Genomic DNA, 26,213 nt, shown 5'->3' on the forward strand with positions numbered 1-26,213 from the left:
TGAACGGCGACCGGCTCCTCCGCGGCCGCGCCGGCCGTCTCACCGTCCACCCGCCGTCGTACGACGCGTCCTGTGCCGAAACCGACCCCGGCGGTCCACCGGGTCCGGTGAGTCGGGCCTGGCAGGAGGCCCGGAGGCCGAGCCGGGGACGCAGCACGGAGTACCGGCGAACGATGGACATATGATGTGTCGAGTCTCAGGGTTCCCGTGTCGGTGATACGGCGGGCTTCAGGAAGGTTCACCAGGCGATGCGGAGAAGGCCGGCAGGCCCCACGGGTGCCTCCGTCAAGGGCGGACGCACCGCCGAGGAGTACCACGGGACCGTGTCCGGAGCGGCCCACGGAGACTGGCTCACCCGCGGCAAGGACGGCCGGCTGACGCTGTACGCCCTCACCGAGGGCGGTCTGCTGCGCTGGACGGAGACCGCCGTCGGCGGCCCGGAGTGGAGCGGACCGCTCTTCGTGCCGGCGGCCGGGCTGACGCATCTGACGGTGGTCCAGGGAGCCAACACCTACGTCCACTTCCTCGGCCGCAGGGAGCGCACCGGCGCCGACGGCGGACGGAACGTGGACATCGTGCACGCCGTCCAGTACCAGACCGGCCTCGCCTTCGGCGACTGGCGGTCCCTCGGCAACCCGCTCCAGGGACCGGAGAAGCCCGGTTCGCCCGCCGCACCGGTCGGGGCGGTGGCCCAGGACGGCACCGTGCACGTCTTCCTCCGCGGTGAGCACGGCGGTCTGATGCTCCGGCGTGAGGCCCCGAACGGCAAGTGGCGGGCCTGGGAGGACCTGCACGGCGGCGGTGTCGACGTCCGGCCCGCGGCGATCGCGCTCACCGACGGACGGATCGAGGTCTGCGCCGCCGCCGAGACGGGTGTGCTCGTCTGGCGCCAGTCCGCCCCCGGCGGCGACTTCACGGGTCCTCGTGGCTTCTCGCTGCGGCCCGCGCCGGGTACGGTCGCGGCCCTGGAGACCGGACCCGGCCGGGCCACGTTCTTCTGGACGGACGCGGAGAGCGGCGGTGCCGCGGCCTGGCGGGCGGGCGGCTGGCCGGCCGCGCTGGGCGGCACCCCGGCCGAGCGGTCGTACGCGGTGCTCCGCACGTCGCTGGACGGCTACGACTGTGCCGTCCTCGCCTACCGCGACCGGAACGGCACGGCCGTGCTCGGCATGGGCGGCACCGAGGACGAGGCCGCCGGATTCTGGTGGTACGAGCTGGCCGAGTCCTGCCAGGGCGCCCCGGCCCTGGCCCTGGACGGGCGGGGCCGTGTGGTGATGGCGCTGATCGGCGCCGACGGCAGGCCCAGGGTCGCCCGTCAGGGGGACGGCGACGGCCTCGCCCTCACGCGCTGGGACACGCTCGGGAGCTGAGCGGCCGTGCCGTCGCGCCGCCGTACCGGAGGTCAGCCGCCCGTCGCGGGCGACTTCTTCGCGGACTCGGGAATCTCCGCGTCGGAGCGGATCGCCTCCCACAGCTGATCGGCCTGGGGCTGTGCGGCCACCACCCGGTTGGGGTCGGTCTTGTCGTACGCCACCGGGAGCATGATGGTTTCCATGGTCGACGGGTCCACCCCGTTCATGCTGCGCGCGAAGTCGGCCAGGCTGGTCAACGAGGCCAGCTCGGAGTCGGTGGTCAGCGCCGAGGTCAGGGTGTCGGCGATCTTGTACGTCTTGGTGGGGCTGCCGAACAGGTCCTGCCGCTTCACCTCGCTCAGCAGGGCGATCATGAACTGCTGCTGGAGTCCTATGCGGCCCAGGTCGCTGCCGTCACCGACGCCGTGTCGGGTCCGCACGAACGCCAGGGACTGGGTGCCGTCCAGTTTGTGGGTTCCGGCGCTCAGGTCCAGGCCGCTGGAGGTGTCCTTGATGGGTTCCTCGACGGTGACGGTCACGCCTCCGATGGCGTCGACCAGTCCCTTGAAACCGGCGAAGTCGATCTCCACGTAGTGGTCCATGCGGACGCCGGACATCTTCTCCACCGTCTTGACCACACAGGCCGGCCCGGCCGTCGAGTAGACCGAGTTGAACATGACGCGCTCGGCCTCCGGGAGGGCGGAGCCGTCCGGCTTGGCGCACTCCGGGCGGGTGACGAGCGTGTCGCGCGGGATGCTCACGGCGACGGCCTGCTGGCGCCCTTCGGGGATGTGCACCACCAGCGCGGTGTCCGAGCGAGCGCCCGACACCTTGCCGGTGTCCAGCTCGGCGTTCGCGCCGGCGCGTGAGTCCGAGCCGAGGACCAGCACGTTCTGCCCGGACGTCGGCAGTTTCTCCGGACGGTCCTCACCGAGGGCCTTGTCCAGGTCGACCCCGTCGATGTTGCCGTTCAGGTCGCTGTAGAGCCAGTATCCCGTGCCTCCCGCCGCGAGCAGGACGGCCAGGAGCGACAGCAGGACGATGCGTCCCCAGCGTCGGCGGGGGCGCTGCGACCGGCGGCGTCCGCCGCCGGTCTCCGGCCGCGCACGCCGGGACTCCGTGGTGGCGCTGTGCGTCATGGGCGTTCGGTTCCTCTCCTCACGGGCTCCGCGCGGCGGAGTGGCAGGGCCCGGGTGGGGGGAAGACCGGCCCACTGACGCAATCGCGTCAGTGGGAGAACTATAGGCAGCGACTCACGGCCCGGTCCCGAGTGGGTGGAGATAGCACGACGGAGCGACGAATGCCACATGAATCAATCTTGACCACCTTTAAGGGTGGCTTAAGATGTGTGGAACCTGTGGCCGGTGTGGAGGGGGGCTTTCACGAGGCCCGGGATAAGGGTGGGGCAGGGCGGCGGAAGCCGCCGTGCGCCACGCAGGGGGAGGAGCGTCCAATGTGGACTGCTGATGTCCTGGTGGGCGAAATGTCTTGGTAGGAGTACGAGTTGGTGGTTCACCCGCGCCTGAGTGTCGTCGTGCCCTTCCAGGACGTCGAGACCTATCTCGCCGAATGCCTGGAGTCCATCGCGCGCCAGTCGTTCCGTGATTTCGAGGTCGTCCTCGTCGACGACGGCTCCACCGACGGATCGGTGCGGATCGCGGCCGACTTCTGCGCCGCCGACCGCCGTTTCCGCCTCGTCCGCCAGCACGCCCACGGGCCGGGGCACGCGCGCAACGTCGGGCTGCGCAACACCCATCCCGCGACGGAGTTCATCGCCTTCGTGGACGGCGACGACGTCATCCCCGAGTACGCCTACGAACTCCTGGTGCGCACCCTCGAGGAATCCGAGGCGGATTTCGTCTCGGGCAACGTGCAGATGATGAACTCCACCAAGAAGTGGCAGTCACCCCTGCACAAGGGCCCGATGCAGAAGAACCGGCGCGGCACGCACATCACCAGGTTCGAGGCGTTGATCTACGACCGCACCGTCTGGAACAAGCTCTTCCGGCGCTCCTTCTGGGACCACCACTCCATCAGGTTCCCCGAGGGCGTGATGTACGAGGACTCGTGGGTCAACATGTACGCCCACTTCAGCGCCGCCAAGGTCGACGTCATCACGGACGTCGTCTACTTCTGGCGCCGCCGGGAGGGCGGCGCGGCGCCTTCCATCACCCAGCGCCACTCCGAACTGTCGAACCTGCGCGACCGGGTCGCGGCCGTGCAGTCCGTGAGCCGTTTCCTCGGCGACCAGGACTCCCGGGAGTACGCGGACAGCAAGCGGAAGTACGATCTCGCGTGCCTGAAGTCCGACCTCATGCTCCACCTGAAGGTGCTCCCGGACGCCGACGAGGAGTACCAGCACTCCTTCGTGGAGTGGGTCAACGAGTTCCTCGACGAGACCGACCTCACCATCATCGACGAGCTGCCCGCGGACGCCCGCGTCAAGTGGCTGCTGGTGCGCGAGCGGCGGCTGGCCGAGCTCCTCGACGTCATCGAGTTCGAGCGCCGCGGTGGCCCCATGCCCGTGCAGCGGCGGTTCCGGCGCTACCTCAACTACCCCTACCTCGGTGACCGGGAGGTGGGCCTCGATAAGAAGGCCTACCGACTGGACAAGGAGTTCTCCCTCCACGGCTCGCTGTCCGGCGCCCGGTGGGGTTCCCAGTCCGACATGCTCATCCTCTCCGGAACCGCCTACGTCCGGTTCCTCAACGTGCACAAGAAGCACATGTCGGTGAAGGCGATCGCCCTGCGGAACAAGAAGCAGGGCCGCATGACGATCACCACGGCGAAGACCGTCTATGCGCCGCAGGCCACCGAGGACAGTAAGCAGAATCGTTACTGTTACGACTGGGCCGGTTTCGAGGCGCGGATCGACACCACACGCCTCAAGCGCAAGGGGCAGTGGGTCGAGGGCACCTGGGACGTCGCCGCCGGTGTCCTCAGCCGCGGACTGTTCCGCTACCGGGGCATCGACCGGGGCGGCGCGGGCAGCGCCGCCAACCCGCCCTACCGGTACGTCGACAAGAACACGCGCATCCTCCCGCTCTTCCTCCAGGGCAAACTCAAGCTGCGCGTCGAGATCGTGCGCTGCCGGATCACCCAGCACCGGATCGTCGGCGACCAGCTGGAACTGCGCGGCGTCTACCTCGGCCCCAAGGTGCCGGAATGGGGCAAACTCCGTGTCACCAGCATGAACGGAGGCGGGCGGCACGACGCGCGCGTCCACTTCACGCTGGGCGGCGACGGCTGGTGCACGTTCTCCGCCAAGCTGCCCCTGAGCAGCCTCGTACCGAAGTCCCGCGCCCACGCGGGGGCGGACGCGGCCGTCCCGCAGTCCTGGGGCATGGGCAGCAACGGGTGGAAGACGACCTTCCACGTCGAGGGCCGCAAGATGACCATGTACCCCGTCATGGCGGAGGAGACGTCGGACGGGCACTACCGCATGCCGGAGTCACTGCAGACCCGGGAGGGTGACCGCGAGGTCGTCGTCCACCGCAACGGATCCGGCTATCTCGTGCTCTTCGAGCGCGCGACCCTTCCCACCACGACCGGGTGCGTGTGGCGGGAGGACGGCTCGCTGGAGATCCAGGGCCGTTACCTGGCCGCGGACCGGATGACCCGGGAGCAGTACCGGGACGCCCACCTGGTGGTCCGTTCGCGTGCGCACGGCGCGGAACGCTCCGTCCCCCTGACCTGGGACGGCTATGAGTTCCGTTGCGTACTGGCCCCCGCCGCCATGCGGACCCTGGCCGGGGACATCCCGCTCGCGGCCGGACGGTGGGACTTCTTCCTGCGCCGCCAGGACCTCTCCGCCGTGGCGCGCGAGGACCGCCTCGAAGACCTCATGGTGAAGATCGAGCAGGACCAGATCGGGGCGTTCCCGCAGGAGTACGAGAGGAACGAACGCCGCTACGAGACGCAGGCCGAGGCCTACGACCGGCTGTCGCTCCTGGTCCACTCGGCGATGCCCGATCACGCCCGCGGCCCCTACCGGCAGAAGCTGCTGCGCACCAAGGCCTACCCCGCGGCCCGTCGGGAGCCGGTGCGCGACGCCGTGCTCTTCGACGCCTTCAAGGGCACCCAGTACTCCGACAGCCCCCGCGCCCTGCACGAGGAACTCGTGCGCCGCCGGGTCGACCTGGAACACCTGTGGGTGGTGCGCGACGACCAGGTCCAGGTGCCGCCCACGGCGACGCCCGTCCGCATGTGGTCACCGGAGTGGTACGAGGCCCTCGCCACCAGCCGGTACGTCGTCGCCAACAACCACCTCCCGGACTGGTTCAAGAAACGGGACGGTCAGATCGTCGTGCAGACGTGGCACGGCACACCGCTGAAGAAGATCGGCCACGACATCGAGTCCATCCACTTCGCCGACCAGCGCTACCTGGAACGCGTCGAGAAGGAGGTGCAGAACTGGGACATGCTGGTGTCCCCCAACAGCTTCTCCACCCCGATCCTCAAGCGTGCCTTCGGCTTCCCCGGCGAGATGGTGGAGAGCGGTTACCCGCGCAACGACATCCTGCGCCGGCCCGACACGGAAGCCCAGGAGCAGCAGATCCGCCGCAGGATCGGACTGCCGGAGGGCAAGCGGGTGGTGCTGTACGCGCCGACCTGGCGCGACGACCAGTTCTACGCGCCCGGCAAGTACAAGCTGGACTTCCGCATCGACCTGGAGGCCGCGCGGGCGCGGCTCGGGTCCGACCACGTCCTCATGGTGCGCCGCCACCCCAACGTCGTGGACCCGGTGCCGGGCGCCGGCGACGGATTCGTCTTCGACGTCTCCGACTACCCGGACATGGCCGACCTCTCGCTGATCACCGACGTGATGATCACCGACTACTCCTCCCTGATGTTCGACTACGTCAACACCGGGCGGCCCATCCTGTTCTTCACCTACGACCTGGACCACTACCGCGACACCCTGCGCGGGTTCTACTTCGACTTCGAGGGAAGCGCCCCGGGGCCCCTCCTCTACACGTCCGAGGAGCTGGTGACGGCCATCCGCGAGATCGACCGGATCCAGGACCTCTACGCCGAGCGGTACCAATGGTTCCAGCAGGAGTTCTGCGACCTGGACGACGGTTACGCCGCCGCACGGCTCGCCGACCGGATGCTGGTCGCGGGGGGAGACCTCGAGCCCGGGCAGGCCCACGCACCGGCCGTCGGCACCGTCGACACCCGGCACGCGGGAAGGCCGATGACCCCGGTACGGCAGAGCACGTCCCAGTGGTTCTCCGGCCACCACGCGGCCGCGGAGTACGTCGGCGCGATACCCGCCCAGCCCGCTCCGGCGCAGGACGACGCACCGCGGCAGCCGGAAATCCCGTTCGGCCACACCCCGCCCGCTGATCACCGCAGCTACGAAGGCGTGATCGTGTGACGTCGCCGGCTCCGCCCGGTGACCGGCCGGCGGAGTGCCGTGCCGTGACGGAAGGCCCCTGCACCCGATGACCACCACGCCTTTCGCGGCCCGGACGCCGGAGCCGCCGCGCACCGCCGTCGGCCGGCCGGCCGGCAGCCGTCCAGGTGTCGCCTCAGCCGGTGCGGGTGTTCACCCGGATCAGCACGGCCCGGTGGTCGGAGACCCGGGTGTCGTTCACCTGGCACTCGAGCCGGGGCAGTCCGGTGAAGAGGTAATCCAGTTTGTGGTGCGAGACGTGCGTCGCCCGTGCCGACCGGGACGTGCCGTCGCACTCCCGGTGCGTGCCGTACGGCTGTTCCGGCCAGACCCAGGAGGCCGGATTGCGCTTTCCGGGCGGGTCCACGTTGAGGTCACCGCCGTAGACGGTCCGCCGCTCGGGCACCGCACCCACCAGGGCCTTCAGCTGGTGGTGGCGGAACTCCTGGCGCGGGTGCGCCCGGTCGCCGCCGTGCGGGGTCAGATGCGCGGTGCACACCGTGACGTCGTGCGCCGCGACGAACGCGCAGAGGATCCCGCGCTGCACTCCGACCGTGGGCTGGGGGGCGGGCACCGTGCGCACGGACGACAGCGGATACGCCGACAGAAGGGCGTAACCGGCGGCCCCGCGGTCGGGCCCCCCGCAGCGAACCGGGGTCGGGTGTCCGTCACGGCCGCGCCACGTGTAGGACCTGAACGCCGTGTGCCAGGAAGCCCCGAGGGAGGCGCGCACCGCCTCGAGATCGGCCGCGCAGGTCTCCTGGAGGAACAGCATCCTGGCCCCGGAAGCAGTGGCGAGGCGTTCCACCTGACGCCGTTTCGCGTCACCACTGCCCGTGCCGGCGCAGTTCCACTCCTGGACCCCGCACATGTTCCAGGTCGCCACGGTCAATGTTTCCGCCTCGGCGGGAGAGCGGACCGGCTCGGCGCCGGTCCGTGCGTGCGTCGCCACGGCGACGAGCCCCGCCAGGACGACAGCCGAGGCAAGGGCGGCAAGCGGGCGCCGTCCCGGTGTACGGAACGACGGGGTGTGGGGCCGGAACATCCGGCCATCATGACCGATCCGCCCGTGACCAGCCAAAACCTTCCGGCGTCCGGCACCTCCCGGCAGGTGTCCTCCCGTGGCCACCGCGACCGCCCGTCCTCGAAGCACTTCTGGAGTGGAGTCCGTACATGTCCAAGGCGTCCTCGACCGGGCGGCACCTGCTCAACGGGATCGAAGCCTCGGGAACGTTCCCGGTGGAGTACCGGTTCGCCCATGCCAAGAACGGCAACCGCCACCTCGTCGTCGTCTTCGCCAACTTCTCGGCGCCTGACGACTACGGTTGGTCGAACGGAGTGTTCGACAACGTCCGTGCCAACATCCTGTGGGTCCGCGACCGGTTCGACGGGATGAACAGCTACTACCTGTGCAAGGGGATGGACTTCTCCCTGGAGCGGTCCGTCGCCACGCTCATCTTCAACGTCATGGAGGCGCTGTCGCTGTCTCCGGCCGACGTCACCATGTGGGGCGGTTCGAAGGGCGGCAGCGCGGCCCTGTACTTCGGACTGCGCTACGGTTTCCGGAACATCGTCTCCATCGTCCCCCAGTTCCTGATCGGGACGTACGTGAACACCGTGCACCCGAAGGTGGCCGCGTACATGCTGGGCGAGGGCGTGCCCGAGGAGAACGTGCGCGCGGTGGACGCGATCCTGCCCGACCTGGTCCGGGCGGAGACCAACCGGGACGCCAACATCTACCTTCTCTCCTCGCCCCAGGACGAGCAGTACCCGGTTCAGGTGGAACCCTTCCTCGGGCTCTTCCAGAACTACGGCAACTTCAACTTCCTCTACAGCGAATCCCCGTTCATCACCGACCACACCCAGGTCACCCGGCGCAACGTCCCCGCCCTGATGGGCATCGTCAACCTGCTGGCCGACGGAACCCCTCCCCGTCTGGGCTTCGTGCGCAACGGCTACGAGGAGCCCGATCGGGACAAGTCCGCCATCAACGCCTACCTCGCGTCGACCTCCCAGGTGAAGGGGCCGGAGAGCTTCCAGCCGCCCGTGGTGCGCACCCCGGCCTTCAACGAGGAGGTCCCGGTCTCCGACGTGCGTCTCTCCGGGATCGCTCCCGGCGCCGTACGCGTGAGCCTGTGGGAGCACGGCAAGTTCCTGGGGTCGCCGCCCGTGGGCCCGGACGGCAGTTGGTCCTGGGAGCTGAACCGGCCCTGGAGCAAGGGCAAGCACCTGGTCCGGCTCTTCTCGGTGGACGCGCAGGGCTTCCACTCCGAGCGGACCGAGATCTCCTTCGTCGCGGTCGATGTGCCTCACGGAGCCGCTGTTCCCGGGAGCGCGGGCATGCCTGTCGGGGCGCAGGGCGCCAGGATGCCGACGGCCGGTGAGCCCGGTGCGGCGCCGGTGGTGCTGGAACCCGTGGTCCACGAGCAGGTCATGGACTCCCGCGTGGTCTTCTCCGGGTCCGCACCGGGGGCGGCGCAGGTCGGGTTCCGGGAGAACGGTGTGCTTCTGGGCGGTACCGCGGTGACGTCGAACGGGGCGTGGTCCTGGGACTCCGGCTGGCCGTGGGGCGAAGGCACGCACGTCGTCGACGTCTTCGCCGTGAGCGCGGGCGGCGGGGAGTCCGCGGTCACCCGGATTCCTTTTACGGTCCTCGGACTCTCGGCCGGCGCGGGAGCGCCCTTCTCCTACGACGGGGCTCGCTGAGGGCGCGGCTCGAAGCGGCCGAGAAGACCGGCGCATGACGAGGAGGGCCTCCGCGCACCGCGGAGGCCCTCCTCGGTCGCGTACGACCGTCACGCGGGAACCGAGGCCACCCCCGCCTCCAGGAACCGCTTCCCGTTCACCCGCTCGGAGACGCCCTCGCGGTCCAGGTACGGCGTGATGCCGCCCAGGTGGAAGGGCCAGCCGGCGCCCGTGATCAGGCAGAGGTCGATGTCCTGGGCCTCGGCGACGACGCCCTCGTCGAGCATCAGCCCGATCTCCTGCGCCACCGCGTCCAGCACCCGCGTCCGCACCTGCTCCTCGGTGAGGACGGTGTCGCCCTGCTTCAGCAGCGCGGCGACCTCCGGGTCCAGCTCGGGCTTGCCGGAGTCGTGGACGTAGAAGCCGCGCTTGCCCGCCTCGACGACCGCCTTGAGGTTCGGGGAGACCGTGAAGCGCTCCGGGAAGGCCCGGTTCAGGGTCTCCGAGACGTGCAGGCCGATCGCCGGGCCGACCAGTTCCAGCAGGACCAGCGGGGACATCGGCAGGCCGAGCGGCTCCACCGCCTTCTCCGCGACCTCGACCGGCGTGCCCTCGTCGATGACGTTCTGGATCTCGCCCATGAAGCGGGTCAGGATGCGGTTGACCACGAACGCCGGGGCGTCCTTGACCAGCACCGCGGTCTTCTTCAGCTTCTTGGCGACACCGAACGCCGTGGCCAGCGCGGCGTCGTCGGTCCGCTCGCCGCGGACGATCTCGAGCAGCGGGAGGACCGCGACCGGGTTGAAGAAGTGGAAGCCGACGACCCGCTCGGGGTGCTTCAGCTTCGACGCCATCTCCGTCACGGAGAGGGAGGAGGTGTTGGTCGCCAGGATCGCGTGCGCCGGGGCGACCGCCTCGACCTCGGCGAACACCTTCTGCTTGACGCCCATCTCCTCGAAGACGGCCTCGATGACGAAGTCCGCGTCCGCGAAACCCTCGGCCTTGTCCAGCACACCGGAGACCAGCGCCTTGAGGCGGTTGGCCTTGTCCTGGTCGATGCGGCCCTTGCCGAGCAGCTTGTCGATCTCGGCGTGGACGTAGCCCACGCCCTTGTCGACGCGCTCCTGGTCGATGTCGGTCAGCACGACCGGCACCTCGAGGCGGCGCAGGAAGAGCAGGGCCAGCTGCGAGGCCATCAGGCCGGCGCCGACGACGCCCACCTTGGTGACCGGGCGGGCCAGCGACTTGTCCGGGGCGCCGGCGGGGCGCTTGCCGCGCTTCTGCACCAGGTTGAACGCGTAGATGCCGGAGCGCAGTTCGCCGCCCATGATCAGGTCGGCGAGCGCCTGGTCCTCGGCGTCGTAGCCCTGCTGGAGGTCGCCGTCCTTGGCGGCGGCGATGATGTCGAGGGCGCGGTAGGCGGCCGGGGCGGCGCCGTGCACCTTGGAGTCGGCGATGAACCGGCCGCGCGCGACGGCCTGGTCCCAGGCCTCACCGCGGTCGATCACCGGGCGCTCGACGACGATCTCGCCCTTGAGGACGGACGCGGTCCAGGTCAGCGACTGCTCCAGGAAGTCCGCGCCCTCGAAGATCGCGTCCGCGATGCCGAGTTCGTGGACCTGCGCGCCCTTGAGCTGCTTGTTCTGGTTGAGGCTGTTCTCGATGATCACCGAGACGGCCTTCTCCGCGCCGATCAGGTTCGGCAGCAGGGTGCAGCCGCCCCAGCCGGGCACCAGGCCGAGGAAGACCTCGGGCAGGGAGAACGCCGGGAGGGCCGCCGACACCGTGCGGTAGGCGCAGTGCAGGCCGATCTCCACGCCGCCGCCCATCGCGGCGCCGTTGTAGTACGCGAAGGTCGGCACGGCCAGCTTCGACAGCCGCTTGAAGACGTCGTGGCCGCCCTTGCCGATGGCCAGCGCGTCCTCGTGCCGCTTCAGCAGCTCGACGCCCTTGAGGTCGGCGCCGACCGCGAAGATGAACGGCTTGCCGGTGACGCCGACGCCGACGATCTCGCCGTCCGCGGCCTCCTTCTCGACCCGGTCGATCGCGGCGTCGATGTTCGCCAGCGACTGCGGGCCGAGGGTGGTCGGCTTGGTGTGGTCGTGGCCGTTGTCGAGGGTGATGAGCGCGAAGCGCCCGGCCCCCAGCGGCAGGTCGAAGTGGCGTACGTGCGCGCTGGTGACGACCTCGCCGGGGAACAGCTCGGCCGCACCCTTCAGAAGCTCTGCGGTGGTGCTCACTTGTCCCCCTCGAAGTGCGGGTTCTCCCAGATGACCGTCGCGCCCATGCCGAAGCCGACGCACATGGTGGTCAGGCCGTAGCGGACCTGCGGCTGCTCCTCGAACTGGCGGGCCAGCTGCGTCATCAGCCGGACGCCGGAGGAGGCCAGCGGGTGGCCGAAGGCGATGGCGCCGCCGTACTGGTTGACGCGGGCGTCGTCGTCGGCGATGCCGTAGTGCTCCAGGAAGGCGAGGACCTGGACGGCGAAGGCCTCGTTGATCTCGAACAGGCCGATGTCGGAGATGGACAGGCCGGCCTGGGCCAGCGCCTTCTCCGTGGCCGGGATCGGGCCGTAGCCCATGACCTCGGGCTCCACACCCGCGAAGGAGTAGGAGACCAGACGCATCTTGACCGGCAGGCCGTTCTCGCGGGCGAAGTCCTCGCTCGCGATGACCGAGGCGGTGGCGCCGTCGTTCAGGCCGGCCGCGTTGCCGGCGGTGACCCGGCCGTGCACGCGGAACGGCGTCTTGAGGTTCGCCAGGTTCTCCAGGGTGGTGCCCGGACGCATCGGCTCGTCGGCGGTGACCAGGCCCCAGCCGGTCTCACCGGCCTCCTCGTTGGTGCGGCGCACCGAGACCGGCACCAGGTCGGCCTGGATCTTGCCGTCGGCGTACGCCTTGGCGGCCTTCTCCTGGGAGCGCACCGCGTACTCGTCGGCGCGGCGCTTGGTGATGGTGGGGTAGCGGTCGTGCAGGTTCTCGGCGGTCATGCCCATGAACAGGGCGGACTCGTCGACGAGCTTCTCGGACACGAACCGCGGGTTGGGGTCGACGCCCTCGCCCATCGGGTGGCGGCCCATGTGCTCGACACCGCCCGCGATGGCGACGTCGTACGCGCCGAAGGCGACGGAGCCGGCCACCGTGGTGACGGCGGTCAGGGCGCCTGCGCACATGCGGTCGATGGAGTAGCCCGGGACCGAGGTGGGCAGGCCCGCGAGGATGCCGGCCGTGCGGCCGATGGTCAGGCCCTGGTCGCCGATCTGCGTGGTCGCGGCGATGGCGACCTCGTCGATCTTCTTCGGGTCGAGACCGGGGTTGCGGCGCAGCAGCTCCCGGATCGCCTTCACGACGAGGTCGTCGGCACGGGTCTCGTGGTAGATGCCCTTCGGGCCCGCCTTGCCGAACGGGGTACGGACGCCGTCGACGAAGACGACGTCCCTGACGGTACGAGGCACGATGGCTCTCCTCCAGGGTGCGGGATGCTGAGCGCTTGCTTACGGGTCATGCTACTTGTGGGTAACGTGACTGCACAGTCCCGCCGCCCGGAGCGGCGAACATCACACGATCGGCCGCGTCCGGCGAGGGGTCCTTCGCCCCCGTCGCCCCTCCCGACCCCGGGGCTCCGCCCCGGATCCCGCTCCTCGAACGCCGGAAGGCCGATCCCGGCTCCTCCGGGGCGATCACGGCGGGGCCGTGGATCCCCGCGGGGTCAGGACCGGCGTCGGTACCGGGTGCGACCCCGGCCCCTCCTCCCCGGCGATGACACCGAACAGCGTTCGTGCCACCTCCGCACCGAACCCGTGCACATCGTGACTCATCGCCGACAGCGTCGGACGCGTCAGCCGGCACAGCTGCGAGTCGTCCCACGCCAGCAGCGACACGTCGTCCGGCACCCGCAGCCCCATCTCGGCCGCCACCGACAGCCCCGCCACCGCCATGATGTCGTTGTCGTACACGATCGCCGTCGGCCGTTCGCCCGGCGCCGCCGCCAGCAGCGAGCGGGTCGCCCGCGCCCCCGCGTCCCCGGAGAAGTCCGTCGCCACCTGCCACGCCCGCGCGGCCGGCTCCAGCGCCCGCACCGCCTCGTCGAACGCGGTCGTACGGATCGAGGTGTGCCCGAGCGCCGCCGCGCCGCCCACCCGGGCGATCCGCCGGTGCCCGAGCGCCGCCAGGTAGCGCACCGCCTCCGTCACGGCCGTGGCGTCGTCCGTCCACACGGAGGTCAGCCCGCCCGTCAGCGACGGGTGCCCGACGGCCACCACCGGCAGCCCCAGCCGCCCGGCCACCGCCGGGCGGGGGTCGTCGGCCCGGAAGTCCACCAGGATGGACCCGCCGATCTGCCGGCCCCTCCACCACGACTCCATCAGCCCGACCTCCTCGTCGGGGCCGCGCACCAGCCGCAGCAGCAGCGAGCAGGACCGCTCGACCAGGACGCTCTCCACCCCGGAGACGAACTCCATGTAGAACGGCTCCAGGCCGAGCAGCCGGGCGGGCCGGCACACCGCGAGGCCCACCACGTCCACCCGCGACCCGGCCAGCGTGCGCGCGGTCGGGCTCGGTGACCAGCCCAGCTCGCGCGCCGCCGCGAAGATCCGGTTCCGCGTCGACTCCGACAGACCGGGCTTCCGGTTGAACGCGAGGGACACGGCCCCCTTGGACACGCCCGCGCGCGCGGCGACGTCCTTGATGGTGACGCGGGGGGCCGGCGCCGCCGTCATCGAGTGGGCTCCACGCAGTACAGGGCGCGACGGGCGGTGTCCGGGTCCGGAGTCTTCCAGCCCCGCACCCCGATGGTCACCTCTTCCCCGGGCAGCAGGGTCACCAGCCCCCGGTCGGCCACCGCCTCCGGGTCCAGCCGGTCGGCCTGGAGCAGCAGGTCCCGTACGAGGGTGCGGGCCGTGACCGTGATCCCGTCCGGTGCGAGGGCGACCTCGAACCCGGGCCGCGGATACGGGATCTCCCGGTCCGGCGCGGGGAAGTGCAGCGCCCTCACCTCGCCCGCGTCGGCGACCAGGAACTCCTCCGGGCCGGCCGGAACCAGGCCGGCGGGGACCCCGGTCACCGCCACCGTCCGCCCCGCGGCGGCCAACGCCGGGCGGGCCTCCCCGAGCACCGTGCCGTCGACGGACATCCGGCGCAGCCGCAGCGTGCCCCGCCAGTCCTCGGCGCACTGGTTGACCGCCGCCACCACCAGCCCCTCGCCCTCCGCCCGCACGGTCAGCAGCCGGTCCGCGTACAGCCGCCGCAGCTCGTGGTAGAGCGGCTTCTCCCGGCCGTCGCCGTCGATCGCGGCCCACGAGGTCACCGGCCAGCAGTCGTTGAGCTGCCACACCACCGTGCCCGCGCACACCGGCCAGTGCGAGCGCCAGTGCTCGATCCCGGCGGCGATCGCGCGCGCCTGGTTGACCTGCGTCAGATAGTGCCAGCGGTCGAAGCCCCCCTCCGGCACGGCGAAGTGGCGGGCCAGCCCGCGCTCCAGCTTGCCGTTGCCGTCCTCCGCCTTCTGGTGGTGCAGCATGCCGGGGGAGTCCGGCGCGAGCTCCTCCCCGGGCAGCGCCCGGCGCAGCGTGGCGTACGCGGGCGGCGCCTGCCAGCCGAACTCCGCGACGAAACGCGGCACATGGAGCCGGTAGTCGGCGTAGTCGGTGCGGTTCCACACCTCCCACGAGTGGTGCGTGCCGTGCGCCGGGTCGTTGGGGTGGTGCAGCCAGGACCCGGACCAGGGACTGCCCGCCGTGTACGGCCGGGTGGGGTCCGACTCCGCGACGACCCGCGGCAGTACGCCCAGGTAGTAGCCCTCGCCCCAGGAGTCCCCGGCCAGCCCCGGCTCCCAGTCCCAGTCCCGGAACCCCCACAGGTTCTCGTTGTTGCCGTTCCACAGCGCCAGCGAGGGGTGCGGCATCAGCCGTACGACGTTCTCCCGGGCCTCCGCCTCCACCTCCCCGCGCAGCGGCTGCTCCTCGGGGTAGGCCGCGCACGCGAACGGGAAGTCCTGCCAGACCAGCAGCCCCAGCTCGTCGCAGGCGTCGTAGAAGTCCTCGCCCTCGTAGATCCCGCCGCCCCAGACACGTACCAGGTCCACGCCCGCGCCGGCCGCCTGTTCCAGCCGCCGCCGGTAGCGCTCCCGGGTGATCCGGGACGGGAAGACGTCGTCCGGGATCCAGTTGACGCCCCGCGCGAACAGCCGCTCCCCGTTGACGACCAGGGTGAACCCGGTGCCGTGGGCGTCGGCCGAGGTATCCAGCCGCACCGTCCGGAACCCGATCCGACGCCGCCACGAATCCAGCGCGTCCTCACCGTGCAGCAACGTCAACTCAACGTCGTACAGGGGCTGTTCACCGTACCCCCGGGGCCACCACAGCCGTGCGTCCGGCACCCGCAGCCGTACGGTCCCCGCCGTGCCGACGATCTCCGCGCGGGCGCGCACGCCGCCGACGCGCGCCTCCACGGTGAGCGGCGCCTCGACCCGGGAGCGCTCCACGTCGACGGCCAGCTCGACCCGCCCCGTGCCGTCCTCGACGGTCACCAGCGGGCGCACCCGGGCGATCCGGGCCGTCGACCAGTGCTCCAGCCGCACCGGCCGCCAGATCCCGGCCGTCACCAGCGTCGGCCCCCAGTCCCAGCCGAACGAGCAGGCCATCTTGCGGACGTACTGGTACGGCTCGGCGTACGCGCCGGGGCGCTCGCCCACCGTGCCGCGCACCGCCTCCGCCTCCGCGTACGCGGAGGCGAACCGCACGGTGAGCCGCCCGCTCAGCCCCGTCACGTCGAAACGGTACGAGCGGTGCATGTTCCGCGTCCGGCCCAGCGTCCGCCCGTCGAGCAGGACCTCGGCGACGGTGTCGAGCCCGTCGAAGACCAGGTCCGTCTGCTCGTGCGCGCCCGTTCCGGCGGTCAGCTCCGTCTCGTAGGTCCAGTCCCGCCGGCCCACCCACGCCACCTCGGTCTCGCTTCGGCCGAGGAACGGGTCGGGGATCAGTCCGGCCGCCAGCAGATCGGTGTGCACGCACCCCGGCACCGAGGCGGGGAGCGCCTCCCCCGTGCCGTCCGGGTGTCGCAGGGTCCATCCCTCGGTGAGCGGTGTGACCTGACGCATGCACACTCCCTAAACCGGTCGAGTCCTGTCGGGGCAGCACTATGACATCGTTGTCTCAATAGCGACTTTACCGGTTCAGCGGGTGGCTGCCAGAGTGCCGAACCAGCCAACCCACTCGTGCTCGTCCGCCCCGTGAACGGAGCTGATGCACATGTACCGCCGCACCGCACTTTCCGGATCGATCGCCCTCCTCGCCCTGCTGGCCTCCGCCTGCACGGGCTCGGGGGGCTCCTCGAAGGGCGCGGACGCCGAGGCGCCCGACGACCCGTCCGAGGTCAAGGGCTCCATCACGGTCCTCACCCACCGGACCGACCTGGTGCAGGACGGGACGATGAAGAAGTACGCCGCCGAGTTCAACAAGACCTACCCCGGCGTGAAGGTCGAGTTCGACGGCCTCACCGACTACGAGGGCGAGGTCAAGATCCGTATGAACACGGAGAACTACGGCGACGTCCTGATGATCCCGGCGGTCATCGAGAAGAAGGACTACCCCAGGTTCTTCGCCTCCCTCGGCACCGAGGCGGAACGCGACGCCGAGTATCGCTTCACCGACTACTCCACCGTCGACGGCAAGGTCTACGGGCAGAGCCCGGTCGGCGTCGTCCCCGGCTTCCTCTACAACAAGAGGGTGTGGAGGGAGGCCGGCGTCACCGACTGGCCCACCACCCCGGCCGAGTTCCTCGACGACCTCAGGGCGATCAGGTCGAAGACCGACGCGGTGCCGTACTACACCAACTTCAAGGACATGTGGCCGCTGACCCAGTGGACCAACGTCAACGGCTCCGTCGGCTGCGACACGAACGCCACCACGAAGCTCGCCGAGGGCGACCCGTGGGCCGAGGGCGCCGACCTGCGCGTCGGCGACACCCTGCTCCACGACATCGTCGAGGGCGGACTGGCGGAGAAGGACCCGACCACCACCAACTGGGAGGGCTCCAAGCCCAAGCTGGCCAAGGGCGAGATCGCCACCATGTGGCTCGGCTCCTGGGCCGTCGTCCAGATGCAGGACGCCGCGAAGCAGGCCGGCGCCGACCCCGCCGACATCGGCCTGATGCCCTTCCCCGTCCAGAAGGACGGCGCCTTCTGCGCGGTGACCTCCCCGGACTACCAGCAGGCCGTCAACGTCAACTCCGACCACAAGGAGGCCGCCCGCGCCTGGATCGACTGGTTCACCGACAAGTCCGGCTACGCGGCGGCCAACCTCGCCCTGTCCCCGCTGAAGGACGCCCCGCTGCCCGACGTCCTCAAGCCGTACGAGGAGAAGGGCGTCAAGCTCATCGACCTCGACGACGGCAAGGGCGCCGAGGTGAAGTCCCTCGACAACCGGTCCGAGGTCGGCATCTACAAGCCCGACTACCGCCAGGAACTCGTCGACCTCGCCCGCGGCGCCCGCGAGGGCAGCCTGGACGACTACCTCGAAGGACTCGGCGAGCGGTGGGCCGAGGCGCGGAAGTCCCTGGGGTCCTGATGACGGACACCACCCGCAAGGCGGCGCGGCCGGTCGCCCCGGCCGCGCCCGCCGGGCCGGGGCGGGCCGCACCCGCCCCGCGCCGCACCCGGCTGACGCGCCGCCTCACCCCGTGGCTCTTCCTGACCGCCCCGCTGGCCCTGCTGCTGGCCTTCACCTACGCGCCGATCGCCAACATGATCGCGTACAGCTTCACCGACTGGGACGGCGTCAGCCCCGAACTGAACTGGACCGGCACCGAGAACTACACCGAACTCCTCACCCGCTCCGAGCTGTTCGAGGTCTTCTTCGTCAGCGGCTACTACCTCGTCGCCTCCGTGGTGCAGATCGGCCTCGCCCTCTACTTCGCCACGGTCCTCAGCTTCGACGTCCGCTTCCGGAACTTCTTCAAGGGCGTGCTGTTCTTCCCGTACCTGATCAACGGGGTGGCGATCGGCTTCGTCTTCCTCTACTTCTTCCAGGACGGCGGCACCCTCGACTCCGTACTGCGCCTGTTCGGCGTCGAGACCGACCACGCCTGGCTGGGCACGCCGTTCTCCGCGAACACCTCACTGGCCGGCGTCTCCGTCTGGCGCTACCTGGGCCTGAACTTCGTGCTCTTCCTCGGCGCGATCCAGTCCATCCCGGGCGAGCTGTACGAGGCGGCCGAGATCGACGGGGCGAACCGCTGGCAGCAGTTCCGGCACATCATCGCGCCCGGCATCAAACCCGTCCTGGGCCTGAGCGTGATCCTCTCCGTCTCCGGCTCGCTCTCGGTCTTCGAGATCCCCTACATCATGACCGGCGGCGCGACCGGCACCGAGACCTTCGTGATCCAGACGGTGAAGCTGGCCTTCCAGTTCAACAAGACGGGGCTCGCCTCGGCGGCCGCCGTCGTCCTGCTGCTGATCGTCCTGGCGGTCACCTGGGTGCAGCGGCGCATCGTCCCCGACGAGAAGGTGGACCTGGTATGACCCGCCGCACCGTGGCCCGCGCCCTCGTGTACGCGTCCCTGATCCTCGCCGTGCTCGTCGTGCTGCTGCCGCTCACCGTGGTCTTCCTGACCTCGCTGAAGTCGTCCCGCGAGATGGCGAACGGCAGCGGGGCGCTGGCGCTGCCCGACGACCCGCTGAACTTCGACAACTACGTGACGGCGTTCCGGGACGGCCAGATGCTGTCCGCCTTCGGCAACACGGCGGTCATCCTGGTCGTCGCCGTCGGCGGCACCATCCTCATCGGCTCGATGACCGCGTACGCGATCGACCGCTTCCACTTCCGCTTCAGGAAGCTGGTCGTCGCCCTGTTCCTGCTCGCCGCGCTGGTCCCCGGCGTGACCACCCAGGTGGCGACCTTCCAGATCGTCGACAGCCTCGGCATGTTCGACAGCCTGTGGGCGCCGATCGCGCTCTACATGGGCACGGACATCGTGTCGATCTACATCTTCCTGCAGTTCATCCGCTCCATCCCGGTCTCCCTGGACGAGGCGGCCCGCCTGGACGGGGCGGGCGCCTTCACCGTCTACCGCAAGGTGATCCTCCCGCTGCTCAAACCGGCGATCGCGACGGTGGTGATCGTGAAGGGCATCAACGTCTACAACGACTTCTACATCCCCTTCCTCTACATGCCCTCCGAGGACCTCGGCGTGATCTCGACGTCCCTGTTCCGCTTCAAGGGCCCGTTCGGGGCGCACTGGGAGACGATCTCGGCGGGCGCGGTCCTGGTCATCCTCCCCACCCTGCTCGTCTTCCTCTTCCTCCAGCGCTTCATCTACAACGGCTTCATGAGGGGCGCGACGAAGTGAGGGCGCGGGGTCCCGGGGATCACCACGGACGGCCGTGACCGCCTACGCGCGCCAGTAGCCGCGGCGGAGCAGCACCGCCAGGGGGACGATCTCGATGCGGCCGAGGAGCATGAGGGCGGTCAGGATCGCCTTCGACGCCTGCCCGAGCGCTGCGTAGGAACCGAACGGGCCGAGCTCGCCGAAGGCGGGGCCGACGTTGCCGAGGCAGGCCGCGGCGGCGCCGAGCGCGGTGAACGCGCCGCTTCCGGCCGTGTCCGCCCCGTCGTCGAGGGCGAGGCCGAGCGTCCCGAACGCGAGGACGAGCAGGTAGAGGAGGGCGAACACGAGCACCGAGCGGAGCGCGGGGGTGTCGACCACCCGGCCGCTCACCCGCACCGGGAGGACGGCGTCGGGGTGGACGGCCTGCGCCAGCTCGTGGCGGGTGAAGCGGAAGAGGACGAGATGGCGGACGACCTTGATCGAGCCGCTCGCCGACCCGGCACAGGCCCCGACGAACATCAGCGCCAGGAGGGTGAGCGTCGCGAGGGTCCCCCAGTCCGACCAGTCCAGCGTCGCGAAGCCGGTGGTGGTCATCACCGAGACCGCCTGGAAGGCCGCGTGCCGGACGACGCCGGGCCCGGCCACGGTGCCGGCGGCGAACAGCTCGACCGCCAGGACGGACGTGCTCACGAGGAGCAGGCCGAGGTACAGGCGCAGTTCCTCGTCGCGTGACACGGCCCGGATCCGGCGCAACGCGGCGAGGCGGTACAGCCGCAGCAGGTTCACCCCGGCCACCGCCATCAGCCCGCACAGCACCCACTGCGTCACCGGCGCGAGACCCCGGGCCGAGTCGGCCTCCGGGGCGAACCCGCCGAGGGCCACGGCGGACGTCGCGTAGGAGAACGCGTCGAAGAGGTCCATCCGCCGGTCCAGCCCGGCCCATCCCAGGGCGGCCAGGACCAGGACGCCGGTCGCCGTCACCGCGAGGTAGACCTTCCAGAGGCGTCGGGCGGTCCCGCGGACGGTCTCGCCGAGCGACTCCATCTCGACGGGGCCCGGCAGTTCGGAGCGCAGCAGCTCGCGGCCCCCGATGCGCAGCCGGGGCAGCACCGCGAGCGCGAGCACGATGATCCCCAGGCCGCCCAGCCAGTGGGTGAACTGGCGCCAGAACAGCATGTCGGTCCCGAGCGCGTCGACGTCGGTCAGGACCGTCGCACCGGTGGCGGTGAACCCCGACATCGCCTCGAACCAGGCGTCGACCGGGCGGTCGAGCTGCGGGACGCGGCCGAGCAGGAACGGCAGCGCGCCGAACGCGGGCACCAGCAGCCAGACGGCGGCGACGACGAGGAACCCCTCCCGGACGCCCAGCGGGGGCCGCCCGCCGGTCAGGCGCTTGAGCGCCAGGCCCGTCAGGGCCACGGCGAGCCCGGTGACGAGGAAGGGCCAGGGGGGTTCGCCGGCCGCGAGCGCGACGGCCGCCGGCGCGGCGAACGCGGTCGCGAACCAGGCGAGCAGGGCGCCGACGACGCCCAGCGCGGTCCGCACGTCGACGCCGGCCCGTCCGCGCGGACCCCACCGGCGCCGGCGCGGCGGCGCGTGCGGCGGCCTCACAGGTCGTGCTCGATCGCGGGGACGCGGTCGGGCTCGGTGAGGACGACGACCCGGTCCCCGGGCCGCAGTTCGTCCTTCCCGTCGGGGAAGAGCACGGCGCCGCCGCGGACGATCGCGCCCACACCGGCTCCGGGGAGCGCGTCGACCGGACGGTGCGCGAACCGGCTGTCGGGCCGGACGGTGACGTCGAGCACCTCGAAGCGGTCGTCCCCCAGCATCGCCATCTGGTGGGTGCGCTCGTCGAACGTGAAGCGGGCCATCTTCTCGGCGGTCTCGTCACCCGGGTCGATCGTCACGTCGGCGCCGGCGGCCTCGAAGACCTCGGCGGCGGCGGGGTCGTCGAGGACCGTCAGCGTCAGCCCGACCCCGTGCAGCTTCGCGAGCACCGCCGCGTGCAGGTTGCGCGAGTCGTCCCCGCCGGCGCACACCGCCGCCCCCGCCGTGCCGATGCGCTCACGGCTCAGGAACGCCGGGTCGAGCCCCGTCGCGTGGAAGACCCGCGCCCGGTCGAGCGCGACGGCGGCCGCGCGTGCCCGTGCCGCGTCCGGTTCGACGATCCGCACCAGGAGGCCCCGGTCGAGCAGCACCCGGGCGATGGCCGTCCCCATGCGTCCGGCGCCGAAGAGCACGACGTCGTCGACGGGGTCGGCCCCGGTGACCAGACGGCTCCAGGCGCGCGCCGCCGCGGGGGAGGCCATCGCGATGATCCAGTCGTCGGGCCGCACCACCTCGTGCGCGGCCGGCACGGTCCAGTTCCCCTCGCGCACGAGGGCGACCACCCGCGACGCCGCGGGCAGTCCCGCGTCGCGCAGGGGGCGGCCGGCGAGCCGCGGCGACGTCGCTCCGCGGACGTCGACGCCGAGCACGACCACCTCGCCGCGGGCGAAGAAGTCCACGTGCCGGGCGCCCGGCACGTGCAGGACGCGCTCGACGGCGCTCGCGGTCTCGAACGCCGTCGAGACCAGGAGGTCCACATCGAGGTCGCCCGCCCGCCAGGCCTCCAGGTAGTCCGTCCCGGTGGCCCGCACGACCGTCCGCGCCGACGACAGCCGGCGGGCGAGCATGGCGGTCACCAGGTTGACCTCGTCGCGCGAGGTGCACGCCAGGACGAGCTCGGCGTCGGCCACGCCGGCCTCCAGGAGCGTCTCGCGGCGGGTGCCGCTGCCGTGCGTGATGCGCACGTCGTAGGCGTGCGACACGGCCTCCAGACGCGTCCGGTCGATGTCGATCACCGTGCACTCGTGCGCCTCGGCGAGCGACTTGACCACGGTGTGACCGACCTGGCCCGCACCCACCACGACGACCCGCATGCCAGCATCGTGGCACGCGGACCGGGCGTCCGCCCGGCACCGCACCGCCCCGGCGCCCCGTGCGCCTCGCGGCGGGACGTGGGACGACGGCCGGCGGCACGCCCGGCTCGACCGCGCCCGGTGCGTCCCTCCCCGGCCGGGGAGCGCCGGATGCCGTCGTGGTCCGGGGCCGTTCCTTCCCGGAGGCGGAACCCCGAGGCACGGACGGTCGGAAGGCGCCCCGGCGGCCGGTCCGCCACCGCGGGCCGGACGCGGTGCGGCGGGAGGCAGGGGGCGGGACGCGCGGGCCGCCGGGGCGGGGCACCGTGTCCCGTCCGCTACGACGGGCGGCCCGGCCGCCCCCACGCCGTCGGCACCGCGGCCGGCGCCTGCGGCGGGCTCGGCTCCCGGCCGCCGGGACGGTGCTCAGGCACCCCGGTCGGCGCCGGAGGCCAGTGCGGTGACCAGCACCGGTGTCACCTGTTCCACCTGCCAGGCCCGCGCACCGTACCCGGTCAGCGCCGCGGCGACCGCCGGGGAGTCGGCCGGCTTCGGCGGCTCCCAGCACACCCGCCGCACGGTGTCCGGCGTGATCAGGTTCTCCGGCGGCATGTTCAGCCGCTCGGCGAGCGCGGCGACGCCCGCCCGCGCCGCGGACAGCCGCGCCGCCGCCGCCGGGTCCTTGTCGGCCCACGCGCGCGGCGGCGGGGGACCGGTCACCGGCTGGCCGGGCTGGGGCAGCCGGTCCTCGCCCAGCGCCTTCGCCCGGTCGACGGCCGCCTGCCACTGCTCCAGCTGGCGCCGCCCCACGCGCTGCCCGAACCCGTTGAGCGCGGCGAGGGCGTGGAGGTTGGCCGGGAGGGCGAGCGCGGCCTCCACGATCGCCGCGTCCGAGAGCACCTTGCCCGGGGAGACGTCCCGGCGCTGCGCGATCCGGTCGCGGGTCTGCCACAGCTCCCGCACGACGGCCATCTGCCGGCGCCGGCGCACCTTGTGCATGCCGGAGGTGCGCCGCCAGGGGTCCTTGCGGGGCTCGGGCGGCGGCGCCGAGGCGATCGCGTCGAACTCCTGCCGGGCCCAGTCCAGCTTGCCCTGCCGCTCCAGCTCCTTCTCCAGCGCGTCGCGCAGGTCGACCAGGAGCTCGACGTCGAGGGCGGCGTAGCGCAGCCAGGGCTCGGGCAGCGGACGGGTGGACCAGTCGACGGCGGAGTGGCCCTTCTCCAGGACGAAGCCGAGCACGTTCTCGACCATCGCGCCGAGCCCGACCCGGGGGAACCCGGCGAGGCGTCCGGCCAGTTCGGTGTCGAAGAGACGGGTGGGCACCATGCCTATCTCGCGGAGGCAGGGCAGGTCCTGGGTGGCGGCGTGCAGCACCCACTCGGCGCCGGACAGCGCCTCGCCGAGACCGGACAGGTCGGGGCAGGCGACGGGGTCGATCAACGCGCTCCCGGCGCCCTCGCGGCGCAGCTGGACGAGGTAGGCGCGCTGGCCGTAGCGGTAGCCGGAGGCACGCTCGGCGTCCACGGCGACGGGTCCGCTGCCCGCGGCGAAGGCGGCGACCACTTCGGCGAGGGCGGCCTCGTCCGCGATCACGGGCGGAATGCCCTCGCGCGGTTCGAGCAGGGGGATCGGCGCCTCCGTAGCAGAAGATCCGCCGTCGTCCGGAGGGGCGCCTCCGGTGGTGCGCAGTGAAGGGCCTGCTGCGGTGTCGTGGGCGTCGGTCACCTGTCAAGGGTATCCGTGCCACAAGGGCGCCCGTCGACGGTCGTGTTCCGTGACGGGCGCCGGCAGGTCGTATTCCGGTCAGGAGGGCGGAAGGCGGTGTGCGTGAGTCCGTGGGCGGGGCGGAGGAGGGCGGGCGGGGGTGGTCAGTGGATGATGCCGGTGCGCAGGGCCACCGCCACCATGCCGGCGCGGTCGCCCGTGCCGAGCTTGCGGGCGATGCGGGCGAGGTGGCTCTTGACGGTCAGTGCGGACAGGCCCATCGAGACGCCGATCGCCTTGTTCGACTGGCCCTCCGCCACCAGTCGCAGCACCTCGACCTCGCGGCCTGACAGTTCCCGGTAGCCGCCCGGGTGGCTCGGGGCACCCGGGGGGCGGCGGTGCAGGCGGGCGGCGGCGGCGCCGATGGGTGCGGCACCGGGGCGGGTGGGGAGCCCGAGGTTGGTGCGGGTGCCGGTGACGACGTAACCCTTCACTCCGCCGGCGAGGGCGTTGCGCACGGCGCCGATGTCGTCGGCGGCGGAGAGGGCGAGGCCGTTGGGCCAGCCGGCGGCGCGGGTCTCGGAGAGGAGGGTGAGGCCGGAACCGTCCGGCAGGTGGACTTCGGCGACGCAGATGTCGCGGGGGTTGCCGATGCGGGGACGAGCCTCCGCGACGGACGAGGCCTCGATGACGTCGCGCACACCGAGCGCCCACAGATGGCGGGTGACGGTGGAACGGACGCGCGGGTCGGCCACGACCACCATGGCGGTCGGCTTGTTCGGGCGGTAGGCGACCAGGCTTGCGGGCTGCTCGAGGAGAACGGACACCAGGCCTCCTGGGGTTGGGGGACGGGGGCGGCTCGTGGGGGGTGGAGCCGGGACGAACCGTGCTTTCAAGGTCATAGTCGTCTTCGGCAATAAACCTGATGTCCTTTAACGAATGATCACGAAGTGATGAGTAAGAATCCGAACAATTCGGACGCGCGAGCGATCATTCGAAGACCGAACGGTTTCGATCGGCGTCGCAACACTTCCGAAAGTGGCCGTGTCGACAAAGAGACGGGCGTGGGCGGCGGCCGGGAGCCCCCGGCGGGGGCTCAGCGCGACTGCGGCCCCCTCCGCTGCGGCAGCGTCACCACGGACGCGTCCCCCGGAGCGGCCGGCGGCAGCCCCGCGACCTGCGCCAGCAGATCGGACCAGGCGACGAGGTGGGCGGCCGTGTCCGGCACCCCGCCCAGGCCCTCCCGGGGCGTCCAGGAGGCCCGGATCTCGATCTGCGAGGCGGCGGGCCGCGCGGACAGCCCGCCGAAGTAGTGGGAGCTCGCGCGCGTCACCGTGCCGCTCGGCTCGCCGTACGCCAGCCCGCGCGCCGCCAGCGCGCCGGTCAGCCAGGACCAGCACACCTCCGGCAGCAGCGGATCCGCCGCCATCTCCGGCTCCAGCTCCGCGCGCACCAGCGTCACCAGGCGGAAGGCGCCCCGCCAGGCGTCGTGTCCGGCCGGGTCGTGCAGCAGCACCAGCCGGCCGTCGGCCAGATCCTGCTCGCCGTCGACGACCGCCGCCTCCAGCGCATGCGCGTACGGGGCGAGCCGCTTCGGGGCGGGCGCGGGATCCACCTCGATCTGCGGCCGCAGCCGCGCGCCGCGCAGCGCCTCGACAGCGGCCCGGAAGGGCGCCGGGGGCGCGCCCCCCGCTCCCCCCTGCCCGGAGTCCCCTCCGGTCTCCTTCCGGTCGTCCATTCCGCCAGCGCCGTCCGACAGTCGTCCCTGAGCCGCAGCCATGCGGGGAAGATTAAGCGGAACGGGCCCCCGGCGCAGGGAGGGACACCCGAGCCGCCCGGCGGTGTCCGGATC

17 protein-coding genes are annotated in these 26,213 nt (G+C 71.7%); 6 read left to right on the forward strand and 11 right to left on the reverse strand.

From position 1 onward, the window contains the following. The first annotated feature begins 248 nt into the window (after positions 1–248). Positions 249–1,370 (forward strand): DUF8189 domain-containing protein, encoded by a 1,122-nt coding sequence (locus tag ACZ8ZB_RS26895; RefSeq protein WP_470740199.1) that lies wholly within the window; start codon positions 249–251, stop codon positions 1,368–1,370. 32 nt (positions 1,371–1,402) lie between these two features. Here the strand turns inward: ACZ8ZB_RS26895 and ACZ8ZB_RS26900 are convergent, their stop codons facing one another. Further along, positions 1,403–2,491, reverse strand: a complete 1,089-nt coding sequence (locus tag ACZ8ZB_RS26900) for an LCP family protein (protein ID WP_470740200.1) — start codon at positions 2,489–2,491, stop codon at positions 1,403–1,405. A gap of 368 nt (positions 2,492–2,859) precedes the next feature. Here ACZ8ZB_RS26900 and ACZ8ZB_RS26905 point away from each other — a divergent pair, with 368 nt between their 5' ends. Next, positions 2,860–6,732: a bifunctional glycosyltransferase/CDP-glycerol:glycerophosphate glycerophosphotransferase gene (locus ACZ8ZB_RS26905; protein WP_470740201.1), complete on the forward strand. Its 3,873-nt coding sequence runs from the start codon at positions 2,860–2,862 to the stop codon at positions 6,730–6,732. Between the two features lie 154 nt (positions 6,733–6,886). Here the strand turns inward: ACZ8ZB_RS26905 and ACZ8ZB_RS26910 are convergent, their stop codons facing one another. Beyond that, positions 6,887–7,795 (reverse strand): endonuclease/exonuclease/phosphatase family protein, encoded by a 909-nt coding sequence (locus ACZ8ZB_RS26910; protein WP_470740202.1) that lies wholly within the window; start codon positions 7,793–7,795, stop codon positions 6,887–6,889. 128 nt (positions 7,796–7,923) lie between these two features. On the opposite strand from ACZ8ZB_RS26910, the gene ACZ8ZB_RS26915 reads away from it, so the two are divergent. After that, on the forward strand, positions 7,924–9,456 hold the full coding sequence (locus ACZ8ZB_RS26915) for a hypothetical protein (RefSeq protein ID WP_470740203.1): 1,533 nt from the start codon (positions 7,924–7,926) through the stop codon (positions 9,454–9,456). Between the two features lie 89 nt (positions 9,457–9,545). On the opposite strand, the gene ACZ8ZB_RS26920 is transcribed toward ACZ8ZB_RS26915, so the two are convergent. From ACZ8ZB_RS26920 to ACZ8ZB_RS26935, 4 genes are all read right to left on the reverse strand, one after another. Further along, the gene (locus ACZ8ZB_RS26920; protein ID WP_470740204.1) at positions 9,546–11,675 is read right to left on the reverse strand and encodes a 3-hydroxyacyl-CoA dehydrogenase NAD-binding domain-containing protein; all 2,130 of its coding nucleotides are present in this window, start codon (positions 11,673–11,675) and stop codon (positions 9,546–9,548) included. Further along, entirely contained in the window at positions 11,672–12,889 is a 1,218-nt protein-coding gene (locus ACZ8ZB_RS26925) for a thiolase family protein (RefSeq protein ID WP_470740205.1), read from the reverse strand. Before ACZ8ZB_RS26925 ends, ACZ8ZB_RS26920 begins: the two co-directional genes overlap by 4 nt. A 225-nt stretch (positions 12,890–13,114) precedes the next feature. Further along, positions 13,115–14,152, reverse strand: coding sequence for a LacI family DNA-binding transcriptional regulator (locus tag ACZ8ZB_RS26930; RefSeq protein ID WP_470740206.1), 1,038 nt, complete (start codon positions 14,150–14,152; stop codon positions 13,115–13,117). After that, the gene (locus tag ACZ8ZB_RS26935; protein ID WP_470740207.1) at positions 14,149–16,530 is read right to left on the reverse strand and encodes a glycoside hydrolase family 2 protein; all 2,382 of its coding nucleotides are present in this window, start codon (positions 16,528–16,530) and stop codon (positions 14,149–14,151) included. Before ACZ8ZB_RS26935 ends, ACZ8ZB_RS26930 begins: the two co-directional genes overlap by 4 nt. 151 nt (positions 16,531–16,681) lie before the next feature. On the opposite strand from ACZ8ZB_RS26935, the gene ACZ8ZB_RS26940 reads away from it, so the two are divergent. From ACZ8ZB_RS26940 to ACZ8ZB_RS26950, 3 genes are read left to right on the forward strand one after another with little or no spacing between them, the layout of a single operon-like run. After that, positions 16,682–17,998, forward strand: a complete 1,317-nt coding sequence (locus tag ACZ8ZB_RS26940) for an ABC transporter substrate-binding protein (RefSeq protein WP_470740208.1) — start codon at positions 16,682–16,684, stop codon at positions 17,996–17,998. Further along, on the forward strand, positions 17,998–18,951 hold the full coding sequence (locus ACZ8ZB_RS26945) for a carbohydrate ABC transporter permease (protein WP_470740209.1): 954 nt from the start codon (positions 17,998–18,000) through the stop codon (positions 18,949–18,951). Before ACZ8ZB_RS26940 ends, ACZ8ZB_RS26945 begins: the two co-directional genes overlap by 1 nt. Then, positions 18,948–19,778 (forward strand): carbohydrate ABC transporter permease, encoded by an 831-nt coding sequence (locus tag ACZ8ZB_RS26950; protein ID WP_470740210.1) that lies wholly within the window; start codon positions 18,948–18,950, stop codon positions 19,776–19,778. The genes ACZ8ZB_RS26945 and ACZ8ZB_RS26950 overlap by 4 nt, the downstream gene beginning before the upstream one ends. Before the next feature lie 42 nt (positions 19,779–19,820). On the opposite strand, the gene ACZ8ZB_RS26955 is transcribed toward ACZ8ZB_RS26950, so the two are convergent. The 5 genes from ACZ8ZB_RS26955 to ACZ8ZB_RS26975 form a co-directional block, all read right to left on the reverse strand. Further along, positions 19,821–21,302 (reverse strand): TrkH family potassium uptake protein, encoded by a 1,482-nt coding sequence (locus tag ACZ8ZB_RS26955; protein WP_470740211.1) that lies wholly within the window; start codon positions 21,300–21,302, stop codon positions 19,821–19,823. Between the two features lie 62 nt (positions 21,303–21,364). Then, positions 21,365–22,678 (reverse strand): Trk system potassium transporter TrkA, encoded by a 1,314-nt coding sequence (gene trkA, locus ACZ8ZB_RS26960; RefSeq protein WP_470740212.1) that lies wholly within the window; start codon positions 22,676–22,678, stop codon positions 21,365–21,367. A 405-nt stretch (positions 22,679–23,083) separates the two neighbouring features. Then, positions 23,084–24,382 (reverse strand): HRDC domain-containing protein, encoded by a 1,299-nt coding sequence (locus ACZ8ZB_RS26965; RefSeq protein ID WP_470740213.1) that lies wholly within the window; start codon positions 24,380–24,382, stop codon positions 23,084–23,086. Positions 24,383–24,525: 143 nt separating this feature from the next. Then, positions 24,526–25,188 carry a helix-turn-helix transcriptional regulator gene (locus tag ACZ8ZB_RS26970; protein ID WP_004923664.1) on the reverse strand — a complete coding sequence of 221 codons (663 nt, stop codon included), beginning with the start codon at positions 25,186–25,188 and terminating at the stop codon, positions 24,526–24,528. A 269-nt stretch (positions 25,189–25,457) separates the two neighbouring features. Then, the gene (locus tag ACZ8ZB_RS26975) at positions 25,458–26,141 is read right to left on the reverse strand and encodes a DUF3000 domain-containing protein (RefSeq protein ID WP_470740214.1); all 684 of its coding nucleotides are present in this window, start codon (positions 26,139–26,141) and stop codon (positions 25,458–25,460) included. Positions 26,142–26,213: the final 72 nt, after the last annotated feature.

The sequence above is a fragment of the Streptomyces sp. 12E genome (assembly GCF_055633275.1).

Excerpts from the sequence above, each read along its gene's own strand:
- ACZ8ZB_RS26915 (WP_470740203.1), top strand. The coding sequence starts at position 7,924 with ATGTCCAAGGCGTCCTCGACCGGGCGGCACCTGCTCAACGGGATCGAA.
- ACZ8ZB_RS26940 (WP_470740208.1), top strand. The coding sequence starts at position 16,682 with ATGTACCGCCGCACCGCACTTTCCGGATCGATCGCCCTCCTCGCCCTG.
- ACZ8ZB_RS26910 (WP_470740202.1), bottom strand. The coding sequence starts at position 7,795 with ATGTTCCGGCCCCACACCCCGTCGTTCCGTACACCGGGACGGCGCCCG.
- ACZ8ZB_RS26930 (WP_470740206.1), bottom strand. The coding sequence starts at position 14,152 with ATGACGGCGGCGCCGGCCCCCCGCGTCACCATCAAGGACGTCGCCGCG.
- ACZ8ZB_RS26900 (WP_470740200.1), bottom strand. The coding sequence starts at position 2,491 with ATGACGCACAGCGCCACCACGGAGTCCCGGCGTGCGCGGCCGGAGACC.
- ACZ8ZB_RS26945 (WP_470740209.1), top strand. The coding sequence starts at position 17,998 with ATGACGGACACCACCCGCAAGGCGGCGCGGCCGGTCGCCCCGGCCGCG.
- ACZ8ZB_RS26975 (WP_470740214.1), bottom strand. The coding sequence starts at position 26,141 with ATGGCTGCGGCTCAGGGACGACTGTCGGACGGCGCTGGCGGAATGGAC.
- ACZ8ZB_RS26935 (WP_470740207.1), bottom strand. The coding sequence starts at position 16,530 with ATGCGTCAGGTCACACCGCTCACCGAGGGATGGACCCTGCGACACCCG.
- ACZ8ZB_RS26950 (WP_470740210.1), top strand. The coding sequence starts at position 18,948 with ATGACCCGCCGCACCGTGGCCCGCGCCCTCGTGTACGCGTCCCTGATC.
- trkA (WP_470740212.1), bottom strand. The coding sequence starts at position 22,678 with ATGCGGGTCGTCGTGGTGGGTGCGGGCCAGGTCGGTCACACCGTGGTC.
- ACZ8ZB_RS26895 (WP_470740199.1), top strand. The coding sequence starts at position 249 with ATGCGGAGAAGGCCGGCAGGCCCCACGGGTGCCTCCGTCAAGGGCGGA.